Origin of the sequence: Mycetocola sp. 2940, assembly GCF_040548835.1 — a bacterium.
GTDB lineage: Bacteria > Actinomycetota > Actinomycetes > Actinomycetales > Microbacteriaceae > Mycetocola_A.
The window spans coordinates 1-16,703 of sequence record NZ_JBEPSK010000027.1; the positions used below are offsets into that span (position 1 = coordinate 1).

Here is a 16,703-nt window from a genome sequence, read left to right on the forward strand (position 1 = left end):
GGAGAGGGTTTTCAAGAATGTCTCGACACATTTGTCAACGATGTCCCGACACATCACACGGTCGGGCTGACAGGATTTGAACCTGCGACCCCTTGACCCCCAGTCAAGTGCGCTACCAAGCTGCGCCACAGCCCGCGACCAGTCACCCTCACAGGCGACCTCGTCAATGCTACAGGACTTTTCAGCCCCATTCGCTCACGCCAAACGGCTCCGATCAGCAGGCTGCCACCGTCCGAGAGCTCCGCGACAAGGGCACCACTGACTCTGCTCTGCTTCATCCCTCAAGCTGAGCGATCAGCTCATGGTCACCCGTGCCAGAGAACTCGACGATGCGCCCGTTCGTCACCCGGTACATCGCAAACTCGGCCACGTTGGCGTGTTTGCGCGTCGGCTCGATGCCGAGAAATAGCCCCAGATGTGTGCCGCTCCCACGTAAGTGCACCGCGACACGCTCGCCCTCTACGACGATCTGGATGCGCCGCCACCGCCAGTCGGGGAACGCCCGAGAGAGCTCGTCCATGTCGGCGACCCACGCATCGACGCCGCCGGGCAGGTGCGCCCGCCGAACAGACGGATCGACGAAGGAGCGGATCGCCTCGAGGTCGTGCCGGTTGCACGCGTCGAGGTATTCGGCGTACCACTCGTGCATTTCCCACACTTCCACCCCCTCATTATCTGTGCCGATCGCAGAGGTGAGGGTTCACACCCCTGCTCAGCCCACGCGGCTCCCCGAGAACCGCGTCGACGGGCGACCAGATGTGGCATAGTCGAGAGTCTTCTGCGCCCGATTCACCTCCACGAGGTACTCGAGATAACGGCGAGCACTCACCCTCGATATGCCGGACAGTTCCGCGATCTCCCCCGCCGAACTGTTCGGCGCCGAAACGAGCGCCTGCTCGACCGTCAGAAGAGTCTCGCCGCTGAGCCCCTTCGGGAGCTGCACACGACCACGCCCACCGGTCCGCATCAGTGCATCGATGTCACGCTGCGCGAGTTCCTCCCGGGATCCGGATGCCACGAGGGCAAGCCGATCGCGCGCCACATCGTCCAGTCGCGCCCGCAGGTCGAGCGCCGTGAACGGCTTCACGAGGTAGTGCTGAATGCCCGCACTGCGCGCCTGCCGCACACTGTCGACATCCCTCGCCGCCGTCACGGCGATCACCTCAGGCTGGGCACCGCCCATCGCCCGCACGTCGCGAAGCACCTCCAGCCCGGTCAGACCCGGCAGGTCGAAGTCGAGGAGCACCAGGTCCGGACGGTGATCGGCAATCAGCGCCAGCGCCTCCGGCCCGCCGTGGGCGGTGGCGACCACCTCGAAAGCGGGATGCGCGCCCACGAACTTCGCGTGCAGCGACGCCACCTCGACGTCGTCGTCGACAATGATCGTTCGCAGCGTCGACGAAACCGTCACTTCAACACCGCCGGAAGATCACCAACGGCCGGCAGTTCCGACACCACCGGGGCCGACGGCAGGTCCCCGACCGGGAGCGAAACGGCAAACACCGCTCCCCCGAGCTCGGAGCATCCGACAGTCACCGTCCCGCCGGCCCGCAGCACGGTGCGCCTCACCAGCGCGAGTCCGATGCCGCGCCGTCGCAACGCCGGGCTGTCGGCATCCGTCACCTTCGAACTGACACCCTCCTCGAACACCCGCTCGTACTGGTCCGGCGGGATGCCATTGCCGTCGTCGTCCACCGTCACCCGGAGAACCGTCGGTTCGACCGCGAACCCGAGCTGGATGCGGTTTCCGGCCGAGCAGGCCTCGAGCGCATTGTCGAGAAGATTCCCGACCACCGTGACGAGGTCACCGCGCAGCGTCAGCGCGGCATCCGATCGCAGCCAGGCCGGCAGCGGGTCCGACGGGGTGATCGACACCGACATGCCGAGTTCGCGCGCATGGCTCGCTTTCACGAGCAGCAGGGCGGCGAGTTCAGGGAACTCCTGCAGTACTTCTTCGCCAGGCACCCGCAACGCGCCACCCGTGCCGGTGCGCTCGACGAACGCCCGAGCGTCGTCGATGAGACCGAGCTCCAGCAGGCCGGAGATCACATGGAGCTTGTTCGCGAACTCGTGCGCCTGCGCCCGCAGCCCGTTGGTCAGCGACTGGGCGCCGTCCATTTCCCGCAGCAACTGGTGCAGCTCGGTGTGGTCGCGAACGAGCAGCGTGGCGCCGACCGTCGTCCCCTCCAGTTCGGTTCCGGTGCTTCGGGCAACGAGGATCCGCTCCCCTGCGAGCACCAGCTGGCCGCCCGGCTCACCGCGCTGCAGCACACCGACCAGCGACGGGTCGAGGACCTCGGCTGCCACGCGCCCGGTCAGCGTATCCTCGTCGAGCCCGAGCAGTTCGAGCGCCGCATCGTTCACGAGCGTGATCACGCCGGCCTCGTCGACGCTGATCATGCCCTCGCTCATGCCGTGCAGCATCGTCTCGCGCGACCCGACGAGCGACGCGATTTCCTTCGGCTCGAGCCGGTAGATCCTTCGCCGGATGACCGCCGTCACCCACGCCGCCCCGAAAATCCCAACCACAGCCGACGCGATCAGCGGGAACACCAGGGCACCCAGCCCGCCGACGAAGTCGTCCCGCAAGTCCGACTCGAGGATGCCGACCGACACCGTGCCGATCACCTCGTCGTCCGCCGACCGCACGGGCACCTTGGCCCGCCACGACTCTCCGAGCGTTCCGGTCTCGGTGCCCACGAACATCTTTCCCGAGAGCGGCACAGACGGGTCCGTCGACACCTGCTCACCGATGCGGTCCTCGTCGGGATGCGAATAACGGATGCCATCGGCATCCGTCACGACGACATAGGTCACGTTCGACGCCTCGCGGATGACCTCGGCGATCGGCTGGATCACCGCGGCGGGGTCCTCGTCGTCGTAGGCGTCGCGGATGGCAGGCAGGGTCGCCACCGACTGGGCGACACCGATCATCCGGTCGAGGTACGCGTCACGCACCTGACGCTCGAACAGGGTCGCCGCGACGATGCCGGTCACCAGCACGACTGCGCACACGATCAGCGCCTGCAGCAGCAGGAGCTGGACCCGAAGCGACATTGCCTTCACTCCCCCATTGTCGCCCGAACGCCGCACCGCCGACGACCGAAGATGACACTGGACCCGGCGCTTATTGCGTCCAATACTTACAAAAGAGGCGCGACGTCGCCGACGGGACCTACCGTTCTCATCAGCATCATCGCGTTTTGCAACGAGGCAAATCACTCAACGAGGAGAAAAATCATGCGACGACTCGCACTGGTCATCGTGGCCGCAGCAACGGCTGTCACCCTGGCCTCCTGCAGCACACCGGCTGCCGACACCGGATCGGGCAACGGCGACACAGCAGAAAGCGTCGAGGTCAGCGACCTCTCGATCATCGTCCCGGCCGAGCCGGGCGGCGGATGGGACCAGACCGGACGCGCCATGTCCGAGACGCTCACGTCCGAAGAACTGGTCGACAGCGCCCCCGTCACCAACATCGGCGGCGCCGGCGGAACGGTCGGCCTCGCCTCGCTGGCGAACGAAAAGGACCCACACACCCTCATGGTCACCGGACTGGTGATGGTGGGCGCCGTCGAGACGAATGACGCCGAGATCCGGATGGAAGACACCACCCCGATCGCCCGCCTGACCGAGGAGGCGCTCGTCGTCGTCGTTCCGGCGGAATCGAAGTACGACACTCTCGAAGATCTCGTCGAGGACATCAAGGAAAACGGCCAGGACGTCTCGGTCACCGGCGGATCAGCCGGCGGTGCCGACCACATCCTCGCCGGCCTGATGCTCGAGGAAGCGGGCCTGTCGGGCTCCGAAATCGCAGAGAGCCTCAACTACATCCCCAACTCGGGCGGTGGCGAGGCCGTCGCGCTGATCCTCGGCAACAACGCCTCGGCGGGCATCTCCGGCATCGGTGAGTTCCTCGAGCACATCGAGGCCGGAACGATGAAGGCCCTCGCCGTCTCGTCGGCGGAACCCGCGGAGAACCTCCCCGACGTGCCGACGATCACCGAAGAGGGCTACGACGTCACCCTGACCAACTGGCGCGGCGTGCTCGCACCGACGGACATCTCCGACGCCGACCGCGAGGCGCTCATCGATGTCGTGACCGAGATGCACGACAGCGATGCTTGGACGGACGTTCTCGAGACTCGCGGCTGGGCGGATGCCTTCCTCGCCGGTGACGAGTTCGCGACGTTCCTCGACGAGAACATCGCCGAAGTCACGACGACGCTCACCAACATCGGGCTGGTCGACTGACCATGTCCACACCATCGACGGGCGCGGCGGGCACAAACCCGGCGCGCCCTTCGGCCGGTGCCGAACCGGCCGAAGCATCCGCCCCGCGCTCCAAGCTGGGCGAGTACATTTTCGCCGGACTCGCGCTCGCGCTCGGCATCTTCGTCTTCGTGGGCGCCTTCGCCATCCGCCTGCCGACCTCCGGCACCCAGGTCGGGCCGCGCGTCTTCCCGTTCATGGTCGGCACGATCCTCGTCATCTCAGCCGCCATGGTGATCATCGACATCGCCAGGGGAAAACTGGGTGACCTCGAAGAGGGTGAAGACGTCGACACTCACGCGAAGACCGACTGGATCACACTCGCCAAGATCGTCGCCTTCGTCGTCGCCTTCATCGCGCTTCTCGAGATCATCGGCTGGCCGTTCGCGGCCGCGATCCTGTTCGGCGGTGTGGCCTGGTCACTGGGCGCGAAGCGCTGGTGGGTGGCGCTGCTCGTCGGTCTCGCCCTCGGGTTCGTCGTCTACATCGTGTTCGGGGGACTCCTCGGGCTCTCCCTCCCACCCGGCCCACTACTCACGTGGCTCGATCCGCTGCTGCAGACCCTGAGAGGCTGACATGGACAACATCCTGAGTCTGCTGGAGGGTTTCGCCACCGCCCTTCAGCCCCAGTACCTCATCTTCGGTTTCATCGGCGTGCTCGTCGGAACCGCGGTCGGCGTGCTGCCCGGCATCGGGCCCGCCATGACCGTGGCGTTGCTGCTTCCGCTCACCTATACGCTCGACCCGACGGCCGCACTGATCACCTTCGCCGGCATCTATTACGGCGGGATGTATGGAGGCTCGACCACGAGCATCCTGCTCAATACGCCGGGCGAATCCGCCTCGATCGTCACCGCGCTCGAAGGCAACAAGATGGCCAAGCTGGGGCGTGGGGCAGCCGCTCTCGCAACAGCGGCCATCGGGTCCTTCGTCGCCGGCACGATCGCGACGCTCGGCCTGACCATGCTCGCCCCCGTCATCGCCGCCTGGGCCGTGAACCTCGCACCAGCCGACTACGTGGCACTCATGGTCGTCGCTTTCATCACCGTGGGCGCGCTCCTCGGGTCATCGGTCTGGCGTGGACTCACCTCGCTGGGCATCGGCCTGTTCCTGGGGCTCGTCGGCACGGAGATCCTTTCCGGACAGCAGCGTTACACGTTCGGGCTGCTGCCCCTGGCCGACGGCATCGACGTCGTGCTCGTCGCTGTCGGTCTCTTCGCCGTCGGCGAGACGCTGTACGTCGCGAGCCGGATGCGACACGGTCCGGTCGCCCTCGTTCCGGTCACCCGCGGATGGCGCAGCTGGATGACGAAAGACGACTGGCGTCGCTCCTGGAAACCGTGGCTCCGCGGAACCGCCATCGGATTCCCGATCGGCACCATTCCGGCGGGTGGCGCGGACGTCGCCACGTTCCTCTCCTATGCCAGCGAGAAGAAGCTGAGCAAACACAAGGATCAGTTCGGTCGGGGTGCGATCGAGGGCGTCGCCGGCCCGGAAGCAGCCAACAACGCTGCGGCCGCCGGTGTGCTGGTTCCCCTGCTCACGCTGGGGCTTCCCACCACGGCAACCGCAGCGATCATCCTCTCGGCGTTCCAGTCCTACGGCATCCAGCCCGGCCCACAGCTGTTCACGAACCAGCCGGCGCTCGTCTGGGCGCTCATCGCCAGCCTCTACATCGGCAACGTCATGCTGCTCATTCTCAACCTGCCGCTCGTCGGCATCTGGGTGAAGCTGCTGCAGATCCCGAGGCCGTACCTGTACGCGGGCATCCTCACGTTCGCGGTGTTGGGCGCGTACGCGGTGAACTTCGCCGTCGCTGACATCATCATCCTGCTGTGTGTCGGTGTACTCGGCTACTTCCTTCGCCGGTATGGCTACCCGATCGCACCGCTCGTGATCGGCCTCATTCTCGGCCCGATGGCCGAGGCACAGCTGCGTCGAGCACTTCAGCTGAGCCAGGGCGACCTGACCGCCCTGTTCCTCAGCCCGTTCGCGGCGGTCTGCTACATCGCGCTCATCCTCATCATCGCGCTGGGGCTGTGGCTGCGACGCCGCCAAAGCCGCCTTGAGCGCACCCTTGCCGCCGCCGCGGCCGCTGACACGTCGCTGTCGGCAGCTGTAAACCAGGCATGGGATCCGGGTTCGCGGCCGACCGACGTGAAGACGTCTGACATCCGTGTCCTGCCTCCTGCGGAGCAGCCCAGTAAGCGAAAGAACCCGAAAAAGTAACGGCCTACGCCACGTTGCTCGTGCCCGGGCGGAGCTCAAGCGCCCGCTCGCGCACGAGCGACAGCGCGTGCTCGACGGCTCCCGTGCCGACTGCCTCACGGCCAAGCGCCGACGGCACGAGGTCGGGAGCCGTCGGGTCGTCGCTGGCGGCGATCAGGCGAGCTGCCCGGTCGATCACCGTCGGCAGTGACAGTGCCGCCGCGCCGCCGACGATGACTCGTTCGACGTCGAGCAGGTCGCCGAGCACAATGCAGATGCGCGCCAGGCGCTCCGCGAGCCTGTTCAGGATGCCGTCGGCCGCGTCGTCACCGCGTGCGGCGGCATCCGTCACCTCGCTCTCGGTGAGGGTGTCAGGATCAAGCTTGGCGAGCAAACTGTCGGCTGGGAGATGCCCGGACCGGATCGCCTCGATCCCCCACTGCCGCGCCATCAGTGCCAGGCCATTCGCCGACCGGACCCCGTCGACGTAGTCAAGGAACCGCATCTCACCGGCACCACCTCGCCGGCCGCGGACGAGCCGCCGGTCGATCATCAGACCGGCCCCGATGCCCTCCCCGACCAGCAACGCAATGAATGAATCGACCTCCCGGCCGCCGCCGTGACTCGAGGACTGCTCGGCGATCGCCGCAAGGTTCGCGTCATTCTCAACCGACACGAGCGGGGCGTACCCGGCGAACAGCTCAAGCAACCCCGGATTCATCAATTGCCAGAACCCGCTCCGATTCGGCGGAGACTCCCCGGCCGAGTCGATCGGCGACGGCACACCGATGCTGATGCCGAAGATCGTCGACGCGTCGACCTGTGATTCGGCGAGCGCGGCATCGAAAACCGACCGGGCCATCCGGCGCCGAGTCGTGGCATCCGCGAGTCTCTCGATACTCTCGGGCGAGCTGGCGAGGATGCGCTCCTCGGCGTGGCCAAGGACCCGGCCGCGGAGGTCGGCGACGGTGGCTGACATTTGATCATGCCCTGCGTCGATGCCAACGACGACGCCCGCCTGGTCGCGAAGCGCATAGCGACGCGCCGGCCGCCCCTTTCGGTAGATCCCGGCGGCTCGGGCGTTCCCGAGTTCAGCGAGCCAGCCTCGCTGGACCAGATCGTCGCACAGCCCGATCACGGTGGCACGGGTCAGCCCCGTCGCGGCCATCAGGTCGGATGCCGTGAATACCGTGGCGGTCCACGCATATTCAAGGATGTGACGCGCGTTGAGCGTCCGCAGGAGCTGCGGTGACGAGGCTGCAACGGTCGGCTTCAACCCCTTGACCTTTCGTGGAGGCGGGCGCAATATTTACGACACAAATAAATACACAACCTATATTTAGTCGATCCTTGCCTACCGGATCGCTTCCTATCAAGGGGGACAACGACGTGCTCCAGAGAAAATCCTTCACTCGGGTCGGCTTTGCGCTCGCCGGACTCCTGGGGGTGTCCGCTGCTCTGTCAGGTTGCGCCGCTGCCGGGAGCGGCCCAGCCGAAATCAGCTTCTACATGAGCAAGCCCGAGGCGATCCCGCACTTTCGGGACCTCGTTGCCCAGTTCAATGAAGAACAATCCGAGGTGGAGGTGACGCTCGACACGGCGTCCAACCTCTCCGCCGGCTTTCTCCGCGGCGACCCGCCCGACGTCGGGCTTCTCAACTACAACATGGAAATGGCGCGATTCATGGAGCGCGGCGCCCTCTCCGACCTCTCCGACATGGAAGAGGCGGGACGCATCCGCCCGGACGTGCAGGATCTTGCCGACCAGTACGCAACCTATCCCGGACGCACCAGCGTGCTGCCCTACTCGGTCGCCGCGGCATCCGTCATCTACAACGTTCAGATCTTCGAGGACAACGGAATCGAGGTTCCGACGACGTGGGACGAACTTCTCGAAGCGTGCCAAACCCTCGAGGCGGCCGGAGTCACGCCGATCTACAGCACTTTTTCAGAGCCTTGGACAATCGCGCAGGGACTCTTCGACTACACCGCGGGCGGATCCGTCGACACTGCCGAATTCTTCGAGCAGATGAACGAACTCGGCACGGAAGTGGGACCTGATTCACCCGTCTCGTTCCAGAAGGACTTCAAGGAGCCGGTCGAGAAGATGATGGAGCTCGCCGCGTTCTCGAATGAAGACGCACCGAGCCGGACGTACGGTGACGGGAACGTCGCTTTCGCCAAGGGCGAAGCAGCCATGCTGATGCAGGGGCCGTGGGCGCTCGGCGAGATCGCCAAGACCGACCCTGACCTCGAACTCGGAACCTTCCCGCTGCCGGCCACCGACGACCCGGACGACCTCAAGGTCCGGGTGAATCTCGACCTCGCCCTCTGGGTTCCGGAGATCGGTGACGACAAGGAATCCGCGCGCAAGTTCGTTTCGTTCCTCATGCAGCAGGACGTCATGGACGAATACAATGCGGCGTTCCTCGGCTTCGGCACCACCACCGATGCCGCTCCCCCGACAGATGAACGCATCCTCGGCATGGCGGACTACTACAAGGACGGCCGCTTCTACCTGGGTCCCTCACAGCGCGTCCACCTGAGCATCCCCACCGCCAACTACATCCAGGCCATTGCGACCGGCGCAGACATCGATCGGACGCTGAGCCGACTCGACGCCGACTGGGCGCGACTGGCCTTCCGCGAGTAACCAGAAGCACCGGAGGACACGACATGACGACTCCCATCACCCCGGTCGCTGCGGCAACCGGCACCCTCCTCGGCAATGCGGAGCATGGGCAAACCGACCATCTCGTCGGGGCGCACACAAAAAAGGGCAAGCCCAAGATCGACCCGGTCTACTACCTTTTCCTCCTGCCGACACTCATACTCTTCACCCTGACGATCACAGTTCCAGCGATCGTCGGTATCTTCTACAGCTTCACGAACTTCATCGGATTCGGCGACTGGGAGTTGGTCGGGCTTACCAACTACATCGCGGTCTTCTCTGACCCAGCCATCTTGAGCAGCTACCTCTTCACGTTCGGCTTCGCTGTCGCCACGGTGCTTGTCGTCAACGTTGTCGCTTTCCTCCTGGCTGTGGCATTGACATCCCGCATCCGGCTGAAGGCTCCGCTCAGGACGATCTTCGTCATCCCGATGGTCATCGCCGCCATCGTCATTGCGTACGTCTTCAAGTATCTTTTCTCGAACTCGCTGCCCGCCTTGGGCGCAGCCACCGGGATTCCCTGGCTTCAGGAGTCGATCCTCGCGAATGAAAATCTCGCGTGGATCGCGATCGTCATCGTCTCGGCGTGGCAATCCATCCCCAGCGCTCTGCTGATCTACATCGCGGGGCTGCTATCCATCCCGGGCGAAGTCTACGAAGCCGCCGACATCGACGGCGCTAGCGCGTGGGTCCGGCTCCGCTCGGTCACGCTCCCCCTCGTCGCCGGATATGTCGTCATCAACATAATCCTCGGCTTCAAGGGCTATCTCAACGTTTACGACGTCATCGTCGCCCTCACCGCCGGCGGACCGGGCACCGCGACCCGAAGCATCGCCATGACCATCTTCACCGGTTTCACGGGCGGCGACTACGCCTACCAGATGGCGAACGCGACGATGTTCTTCATCATCGCCGTGATCATCTCCATCCTCCAGCTCCGGCTCACCCGCGGAAAGGCGGCACTCTCATGACGCAGGAAAAGACGAGGTCCGTCGCCCCAGCGGTGGCTGCCCCGGGAGGCTCCTCGGCGACTCGACGTCGGCGTGGCAAGGTCGGTCAGGAGACCACCAACTGGCCGGTCATGGTCATCCTGTTCCTGTGCGCCCTGACGGTCCTACTGCCGCTGTACGTCACGATTTCGATGTCGTTGAAGACGACAGAGCAGAGCGTCGACGGCAATGCGCTTTCGCTTCCTTCACCGATCAATTTCTCCGGCTACGCGGAAGCGTGGGAACTCACCAACTTCCCCGTCGCCTTCGTCATCACAACCGTCGTCACGCTCGGTACGGTGGCTGGTACCGTTCTACTCGCCGCCCTCGCGTCTTACGCGATCGTACGCAATTGGGAACGCCGCCTCTTCCGCTGGTCGTTCTTCTACATGCTCGCGACCATGTTCATTCCCTTCACGGTCATCGCGCTCCCTCAGATTCAGATCACCGGCCTGGCCGGACTCGCGAACCCACTGGGCGTGACGATCCTGCACATCATGTTCGGGCTCTCATTCAGCATTCTGCTGTTCACCGCGTTCCTGCGCTCCATCCCCCTCGAGTTGGAGGAGAGCGCCCGGATCGATGGCGCCTCGACCTGGCAGACCTTCTGGCAGCTGATCTTCCCGTTGCTCGCGCCGATGAGTGCGACCGTTGCCATCTTCGCCTTCCTGGCCTCGTGGAACGATTTCGTGATGCCGTCGCTGATCATCGCCGACTCCAGCCAACAGACGCTCCCCGTGGTGCAGAGTATTTTCCAGACCCAGTTCAGCAGCAACTACAACGTCTCGTTCGCGTCGTACCTGATGGCCATGGCGCCCGCGGTCATCGCCTACCTGTTCGCACAGCGCTGGGTGATGGAAGGCCTCACGCAAGGCGCGGTGAAGGGCTGACGTGCCGCTCGATGCCGACCCCGTCTGGTGGCGCCAGGCGGCGGTCTACCAGGTGTACCCGCGCAGCTTCGCGGATGCCAACGGCGACGGAATCGGGGACCTCCCCGGCATCCGTTCGCGCGTTCCTTATCTGCGGCGGCTGGGCGTCGATGCGGTCTGGCTGAGCCCTTTCTACCCGTCGGCCCTCGCCGACGGCGGCTACGACGTCGACGACTATCGCAACGTCGATCCGCGACTCGGCACGCTCGACGATTTCGACGACCTCGTGACCGACCTGCACGCTGCAGGCATCCGTCTGATTGTCGACATCGTGCCGAATCACACGTCCAACCGCCACGAGTGGTTTATCGAAGCACTGGCGTCACCACCCGGTTCAGCTGCGCGTGCCCGCTACATCTTTCGGGACGGACTGGGGCCGAGCAAGACGATACCGCCCGCCGATTGGACGAGCGCTTTCGGAGGGCAGGCGTGGGAGCCGGTCGGCGACGGCCAGTGGTACCTGCACTACTTCGCCACCGAGCAGCCCGACCTCAACTGGGACAACCGGGAAGTTCGCGACGACTTTCTGAAAACGCTGCGATTCTGGTCGGATCGCGGCGTCGACGGCTTCCGGATCGATGTGGCACACGGCCTCGCGAAGAAACTCGACGAGAATCTCCCCAGTCAGGCCGACATGGACGCTCTCCCCAAAGGCAACGGAGGGCATCCGCTTTGGGATCGCGACGAGGTGCACGAAATCTATGCCGAATGGCGGGCGCTGTTCAACAGTTATACGCCACCGCGCACCGCCGTCGCCGAAGCGTGGGTGGAGTCCAGCCGGCGACACCGATATGCCAGCCCGGAGGGGCTCGGCCAGGCGTTCAACTTTGATCTCCTCGAGGCGAAGTTCGACGCGGTCACGTTCCGTCGAATCGTCACCGAGAACCTCGCGCTGGCCGCCATGTCTGGGTCGTCGACTACGTGGGTGCTCTCCAACCACGACGTTGTGCGGCATGCCACCCGGTACGGTCTGCCGGAACCCACCGATCCGGACGAGAAACACGGCAGCGCCTGGCTGCTGTCGGGCGGCACTTTCCCCGTGCTCGACGCCGAACGCGGGCTCCGCCGCGCCCGCGCCGCGACGCTGTTCGAACTCGCTCTGCCCGGCTCGGCCTACCTGTATCAGGGCGAGGAACTGGGGCTGCACGAGGTAGCCGACATCCCCGCCGACCAACGGCAGGATCCCGCGTTTTTCCGCAATCCTGGCGTGGACATCGGCCGCGACGGATGCCGCGTGCCGATCCCGTGGACCTCCGACGGTCCGTCGTTCGGCTTCGGATCAGGAGGCGCACACCTGCCTCAGCCCGCTTCGTGGGGTGAGGTTTCCGTCGAGGTGCAGGAGCGGGACCCGGACTCGACCCTTCGGCTCTACCGGGATGCCCTCGCTATGCGCCGAGTGTTGCAGACCGGTGAGCAGCTGGAATGGATTCCGTCGGAACTTGATGTCGTGCACTTTCGTCGCCCGAACGGATGGGAAGTCGTGATGAACTTCAGCCCGGTATCGGTGGCGCTGCCCGAGGGCGAGGTGCTGCTGTTCAGCAGCCCACTCGAGGCGGGCCGGCTGGGCGGCGAGTCGACCGTTTGGCTGAGGCGCGGCTGAAGCCGTCGTCTCCGGTCGATACTGAGCGTTCGGTCGATACTGAGCGTTCCGGTCTAAAAAGGTGGAATCTCATCTGGGTTCGCGGCTGGCTTCGGTGTTGGTGGGGCTGGCGGTGGCTGGTCGTTCTGGTCCGGCTGGTCGGGTGGTGGTTCGGGGCTGGTGAGGAGCAGGTCGGGGTGGGTGATGTAGCTGCGGTCTCCGGGTGTGGTCCATTCCAGAACTCCGTTGCCTCGTTGTTGCACCTTCCAGGTGGTTTGGTGTTTCAGCCGGTGGTGTTTTCGGCAGAGGTGGGCGAGGTTCTCGCATTCGGTCAGGCCGCCGTGCTGTCGGTCGTGGGTGTGGTCGAGGTCGCAGTGGTGGGCGGCGCGGTTGCAGCCGGGGAACCGGCAGGTGCCGTCGCGGTAGCGGAGGTAGCGTTTCATCTTCGGGGTGGGCCGGTATTTGGTGCGGTCGAACGCGATCGGGGCACCGGTTTTCGGGTCGGTGAGGATCCGGTACCAGGTGTCCGACTGCCCGGCGAGGGCCCTCGCGGTGTCGGCGTCGATCGGGCCGTAGCCGTCCAGGGTCGCCGGGTCCTCGGACACTCCGAGCAGGGTCAGCGCGGGCACGGTGACGGTGACGGTGGGGCGGATCCTCCGGAACGCCGCCCCGGACCCGAACCGTATCCGCGCTCGCCCCTGCACCGGAGTGTCTGGAGTGTCTGGAGTGTCTGGAGTGTCGCGTTCGGTGAGGTCTCCGCTGAGCGCGGCGGAGAGCGCGTCGGTGAAGACGTCGGCGGTCAGCTGGGTCAGGGTGCGCGGATCATCCGGGCTCTGCGCCGCGACGGCGTAGTCCCGGACCGCGGTGTAGATCGACGTCGCCTCCGGGGCGGTGGTGTACAGGCTGAGCCAGGCCATCCCGTCGTTCGCCGGTTCGAACTCGAGCCGGCGATCCTGCGCCGATTTCGCGACCCGGTCTGCGATCGAGTCCGGGTCGAGGGATTCACGCAGCAGCCGGGTCTTCGCCCGGAACTTCGCCACCGTCAACACCCGCGCGAACGGCAACGCCCGCTGCTCCAGCATAAGCGCGGCCTCCGGCGGGAGGGTGCCGGTCTGGTCGACCATTGCTTTCGCGTGCCGGTAGGAGATCTCCCCGGCGCGGAGCGCGGTCATCGTCGCCGGCAGCCGGTGCATCAACGCGTCGGCGTCGGCGATCATCCCGACCACCGTGCTCTCCGGCAGCCGCAGTGCGCAGGCAAGTTCCGCGACCAGGGACCGCTGCGCCATCTCCCGCTGCTGGTTCGCGGACAGGTCGGAGCCGAGCACCCGCACCCCGTGCAGGGTCGCTTCCGCCGCCCGCCGGGCCTCATCGATCCGTTCGATCTTCCACGCCTGCCGCCGGGCCTCGGCCCGGTCCAAATCCGCGATCTCATCGACGATGCTCGAGCAGCCGTCGGCGAGGGCGCCGCTGTCCGGCATGCCCAAAGCGCCAGCGTTCAACAGCCACAGGTCGAAACGGACGGTGAAGAACTGAAGCCAGCTGATCGCGCCCGCGCGAGCTTCAGCGCCGGTCGGGATGATCCACTCCGGCCGGTCGTCGTCTGACTCCCACGGATCCTTCATGGCACCAGTGTCCCAGCGACCACCGACATTCCCACCCCAGGGAACCCTCGGGAAAGGGCCGGTGTGGACAACTTTCCGAGAAAAACCTGCTGTGGAGGAGCCTGCTGGGCGATCACCGAATCGGCTACTCGATCAGCAAGGAAACCGGAGCGTTGGGGCTGGTCAGATCCATGCTCCCCGAGTATCTTCACCAGCATGAACACCGTCGCCCAGGTGCTTGCGGTCCTCGTGGGCCTCACCCTCATTGCCGTCGGCGTGCTCGAAGCCTTTTTCTATCGCAACCAGCGATTCCACTTCCTCTTCCTCATCGAGCCACGGGATACAGCCGCGGTCCGGCTGTGGACCGTGAACGTCGGTTTCCACAACATCGTGTTCGGCCTCGCAATATTGTCTGGCGTCGTGATCCTCAACGTCGGAGATGCAACCATCGGCCGCACGCTGATCTATATGGTCTGCATCTCTCACGTGATCCTTGGAATCGTGCTCGGTGTCGTGGAACCCAAGCTGTGGCTCAGCGCGGTGGGACAGGCTGGCTTGCCTCTCCTCGTCATCCTCGTCGACGTCCTGTTTTGACCAGCTCGACCCTCGTGCAGCACTCCCCTAGGATTTCGCCATGACGAACGCAACACTCGAGATCGTCTCGATCGCGGATGCCCCGTGGCACGACGTGCAGAAGGTCTTCGGAACCCGCGGTGATCCGTCGACGTGTTGGTGTCAGTACTTCAAGATGGACAACGCCGAGTGGAAGAACGCGAGCCGCGCCACATGCGAACCGCTGCTGAAACAGCAGGTCCGGGACCTCGACCCGGCGCCCGGCGTGATCGCGTACCTCGACGAGGAAGCGGTCGGCTGGTGCGCCGTCGAACCACGCCCGTACTACCGCCGCCTGGACAGGATGAGAATCCTCAAGGGCAGCCCTGAACAGCCCGACGACGATTCCGTGTGGGCGGTTACCTGCTTCGTCGTGCGCGTTGGCTTCCGCAAGCGAGGCATCGGTCGAGCGCTACTTGCGGGCGCAGTCGACCACGCGCGTCGTGGTGGTGCCCGGGTGGTCGAAGGCTATCCGGTGGACCCGTCCCAGCGCGAGAAAGTCTCGTCCGCTGAGCTCTACCACGGCATCGTGTCGCAGTTCGAGGCCGCGGGCTTCCGCGAGGTATCCCGGCCGACGCCAGATCGCCCCGTCATGCAGCTCGACCTGGCGGAGTAGCCGCTCGCGAGCGGACGCCCGGATTCACTCACTCCGGTCCGATACACGCGTCACGCCAGGTGTTTCCGTCCGGATCGCGTGAATTCGTTCCCCGGACGGCACCCGCCGTTCAGCCCGCGAGGCCCAGCGTGTCGAGGAAGAGCTCGGCGTATCGGGTTGCGTCAACATCGAGGGCGACGTCAATGTCTGCCCACTCGCCGATGCCGCCGTGAAGGCGGTCTTCGCCTGAGTACCGGCGCCGGTCCACGATGGTCTGACCTCGGCCGTATCCGGAAAGTTCCACTCGCACTGGTCGTTTCTCGATTCCGAGCCCGTCCGGGTCGACGAGGGCACAGACCGCACCGGCGTCACCGATCAGCCCGGTGTAGACCAGGCTTTCGTCTTCGCTGAGCGCGATCCGATTGCCGAGGAGCGCGCCGACCACCCGTCCAAGTGCGTCGGTTCCGGTGGCGAGTGCCGACGCTGCATCCTGAGGCACCGATACCTGGTTGAACACGTCGAGTCCGTACATGAAGATCGGAACGCCGGAGCCGAGCACGATCGCCGCGGCCTCCGGATCATGCCAGACGTTGAACTCGGCGACGGCGGTCGCGTTGCCGACGCTGGCTGAGCCGCCCATGAAGACGATCCGCTCGATCCGGTCGGCGACCTCGGGGTGGGTGCGCAGCAGCAGAGCCAGGTTGGTCTGCGGTGACAGGGCAACGAGCGTGAGTCGCTCGTCGCTTGCCATCAGTGATCGGCGCATCAGTTCGACCGCGCTGACGGCTTCGGGCACCCGGTTGGTGGCCGGAAGGTGAAGGCCGCCCAGCCCATTCTCGCCGTGCACGTGCGACGCCGACCGGGCTGCTGCGAGCAGCGGCCGGATAGCCCCGGCGGCAACCGGAATCGAAGGTGCTCCGGCCGCGTCGAGCACACGCAGCGTGTTGTCGACGACCTGTGCCAGTGAAGCGTTGCCCGCGACGCAGGTGATGGCGCGGACGTCGATCGCCGGATGTTTGACGGCGAAGATCAGGGCGAGGGCGTCGTCGACGCCGGTGTCGACGTCGAGGATGACGGGGATTGTGCGCATTCGACCAGCTTACGATCACCTCGCTGGTCGGGTGACGGGCGCCGGCGAGACGTATCGAGGCAAGATCTGCTAGGAAAACGATGGTGGGTTAGGCAATTGCTGGGGTGATGTGGACCTCGTATCCCAGGGACTTGAGTTGTTTCAGGGCCCGATTCTTG

General features: G+C 65.4%; 15 protein-coding genes and 1 tRNA gene. 9 read left to right on the top strand and 7 right to left on the bottom strand.

Going from position 1 to position 16,703, the window contains the following annotated elements; translation table 11 throughout:
- Positions 1-61: 61 nt before the first annotated feature.
- The 4 genes from ABIE24_RS17490 to ABIE24_RS17505 form a co-directional block, all read right to left on the bottom strand.
- Positions 62-135, bottom strand: a tRNA-Pro gene (locus tag ABIE24_RS17490).
- Positions 136-274: 139 nt separating this feature from the next.
- Positions 275-664: an ester cyclase gene (locus tag ABIE24_RS17495; RefSeq protein WP_354502216.1), complete on the bottom strand. Its 390-nt coding sequence runs from the start codon at positions 662-664 to the stop codon at positions 275-277.
- Positions 665-712: 48 nt separating this feature from the next.
- Positions 713-1,411, bottom strand: coding sequence for a response regulator (locus tag ABIE24_RS17500; protein WP_354502219.1), 699 nt, complete (start codon positions 1,409-1,411; stop codon positions 713-715).
- Positions 1,408-3,057 (bottom strand): ATP-binding protein, encoded by a 1,650-nt coding sequence (locus tag ABIE24_RS17505; RefSeq protein WP_354502254.1) that lies wholly within the window; start codon positions 3,055-3,057, stop codon positions 1,408-1,410. Before ABIE24_RS17505 ends, ABIE24_RS17500 begins: the two co-directional genes overlap by 4 nt.
- Before the next feature lie 183 nt (positions 3,058-3,240).
- On the opposite strand from ABIE24_RS17505, the gene ABIE24_RS17510 reads away from it, so the two are divergent.
- The 3 genes from ABIE24_RS17510 to ABIE24_RS17520 are packed head-to-tail and all read left to right on the top strand — an operon-like array spanning position 3,241 to position 6,501.
- Positions 3,241-4,254 carry a Bug family tripartite tricarboxylate transporter substrate binding protein gene (locus ABIE24_RS17510; protein WP_354502222.1) on the top strand — a complete coding sequence of 338 codons (1,014 nt, stop codon included), beginning with the start codon at positions 3,241-3,243 and terminating at the stop codon, positions 4,252-4,254.
- Between the two features lie 2 nt (positions 4,255-4,256).
- Entirely contained in the window at positions 4,257-4,847 is a 591-nt protein-coding gene (locus ABIE24_RS17515; RefSeq protein WP_354502225.1) for a tripartite tricarboxylate transporter TctB family protein, read from the top strand.
- Between the two features lies 1 nt (position 4,848).
- Positions 4,849-6,501 carry a tripartite tricarboxylate transporter permease gene (locus tag ABIE24_RS17520; RefSeq protein WP_354502228.1) on the top strand — a complete coding sequence of 551 codons (1,653 nt, stop codon included), beginning with the start codon at positions 4,849-4,851 and terminating at the stop codon, positions 6,499-6,501.
- A 4-nt stretch (positions 6,502-6,505) separates the two neighbouring features.
- Here ABIE24_RS17520 and ABIE24_RS17525 read toward each other — a convergent pair whose 3' ends face one another.
- Positions 6,506-7,756: an ROK family protein gene (locus tag ABIE24_RS17525; RefSeq protein ID WP_354502231.1), complete on the bottom strand. Its 1,251-nt coding sequence runs from the start codon at positions 7,754-7,756 to the stop codon at positions 6,506-6,508.
- Between the two features lie 233 nt (positions 7,757-7,989).
- On the opposite strand from ABIE24_RS17525, the gene ABIE24_RS17530 reads away from it, so the two are divergent.
- The 4 genes from ABIE24_RS17530 to ABIE24_RS17545 are packed head-to-tail and all read left to right on the top strand — an operon-like array spanning position 7,990 to position 12,668.
- Entirely contained in the window at positions 7,990-9,132 is a 1,143-nt protein-coding gene (locus tag ABIE24_RS17530) for an ABC transporter substrate-binding protein (protein WP_354502233.1), read from the top strand.
- Between the two features lie 23 nt (positions 9,133-9,155).
- Positions 9,156-10,121: a carbohydrate ABC transporter permease gene (locus ABIE24_RS17535; RefSeq protein ID WP_354502236.1), complete on the top strand. Its 966-nt coding sequence runs from the start codon at positions 9,156-9,158 to the stop codon at positions 10,119-10,121.
- The gene (locus ABIE24_RS17540) at positions 10,118-11,029 is read left to right on the top strand and encodes a carbohydrate ABC transporter permease (protein ID WP_354502237.1); all 912 of its coding nucleotides are present in this window, start codon (positions 10,118-10,120) and stop codon (positions 11,027-11,029) included. The genes ABIE24_RS17535 and ABIE24_RS17540 overlap by 4 nt, the downstream gene beginning before the upstream one ends.
- A 1-nt stretch (position 11,030) precedes the next feature.
- Complete coding sequence (locus ABIE24_RS17545; protein ID WP_354502239.1) at positions 11,031-12,668, top strand: glycoside hydrolase family 13 protein; 1,638 nt, start codon at positions 11,031-11,033, stop codon at positions 12,666-12,668.
- A 53-nt stretch (positions 12,669-12,721) separates the two neighbouring features.
- Here the strand turns inward: ABIE24_RS17545 and ABIE24_RS17550 are convergent, their stop codons facing one another.
- Complete coding sequence (locus tag ABIE24_RS17550) at positions 12,722-14,269, bottom strand: HNH endonuclease signature motif containing protein (RefSeq protein WP_354502242.1); 1,548 nt, start codon at positions 14,267-14,269, stop codon at positions 12,722-12,724.
- Between the two features lie 195 nt (positions 14,270-14,464).
- Here ABIE24_RS17550 and ABIE24_RS17555 point away from each other — a divergent pair, with 195 nt between their 5' ends.
- Together ABIE24_RS17555 and ABIE24_RS17560 are read left to right on the top strand one after the other, a co-directional pair.
- Positions 14,465-14,842, top strand: a complete 378-nt coding sequence (locus ABIE24_RS17555; RefSeq protein WP_354502245.1) for a DUF1304 family protein — start codon at positions 14,465-14,467, stop codon at positions 14,840-14,842.
- Positions 14,843-14,882: 40 nt separating this feature from the next.
- On the top strand, positions 14,883-15,476 hold the full coding sequence (locus ABIE24_RS17560; protein ID WP_354502248.1) for a GNAT family N-acetyltransferase: 594 nt from the start codon (positions 14,883-14,885) through the stop codon (positions 15,474-15,476).
- A 109-nt stretch (positions 15,477-15,585) separates the two neighbouring features.
- Here ABIE24_RS17560 and ABIE24_RS17565 read toward each other — a convergent pair whose 3' ends face one another.
- A complete protein-coding gene (locus ABIE24_RS17565) occupies positions 15,586-16,545 on the bottom strand; it encodes a nucleoside hydrolase (protein WP_354502251.1) in 960 nt (319 codons plus the stop codon).
- Positions 16,546-16,703: the final 158 nt, after the last annotated feature.

Excerpts from the sequence above, each read along its gene's own strand:
- ABIE24_RS17530 (WP_354502233.1), top strand. The coding sequence starts at position 7,990 with ATGAGCAAGCCCGAGGCGATCCCGCACTTTCGGGACCTCGTTGCCCAG.
- ABIE24_RS17565 (WP_354502251.1), bottom strand. The coding sequence starts at position 16,545 with ATGCGCACAATCCCCGTCATCCTCGACGTCGACACCGGCGTCGACGAC.
- ABIE24_RS17510 (WP_354502222.1), top strand. The coding sequence starts at position 3,241 with ATGCGACGACTCGCACTGGTCATCGTGGCCGCAGCAACGGCTGTCACC.
- ABIE24_RS17515 (WP_354502225.1), top strand. The coding sequence starts at position 4,257 with ATGTCCACACCATCGACGGGCGCGGCGGGCACAAACCCGGCGCGCCCT.
- ABIE24_RS17550 (WP_354502242.1), bottom strand. The coding sequence starts at position 14,269 with ATGAAGGATCCGTGGGAGTCAGACGACGACCGGCCGGAGTGGATCATC.
- ABIE24_RS17505 (WP_354502254.1), bottom strand. The coding sequence starts at position 3,057 with ATGTCGCTTCGGGTCCAGCTCCTGCTGCTGCAGGCGCTGATCGTGTGC.
- ABIE24_RS17535 (WP_354502236.1), top strand. The coding sequence starts at position 9,156 with ATGACGACTCCCATCACCCCGGTCGCTGCGGCAACCGGCACCCTCCTC.
- ABIE24_RS17555 (WP_354502245.1), top strand. The coding sequence starts at position 14,465 with ATGAACACCGTCGCCCAGGTGCTTGCGGTCCTCGTGGGCCTCACCCTC.
- ABIE24_RS17560 (WP_354502248.1), top strand. The coding sequence starts at position 14,883 with ATGACGAACGCAACACTCGAGATCGTCTCGATCGCGGATGCCCCGTGG.
- ABIE24_RS17520 (WP_354502228.1), top strand. The coding sequence starts at position 4,849 with ATGGACAACATCCTGAGTCTGCTGGAGGGTTTCGCCACCGCCCTTCAG.
- ABIE24_RS17540 (WP_354502237.1), top strand. The coding sequence starts at position 10,118 with ATGACGCAGGAAAAGACGAGGTCCGTCGCCCCAGCGGTGGCTGCCCCG.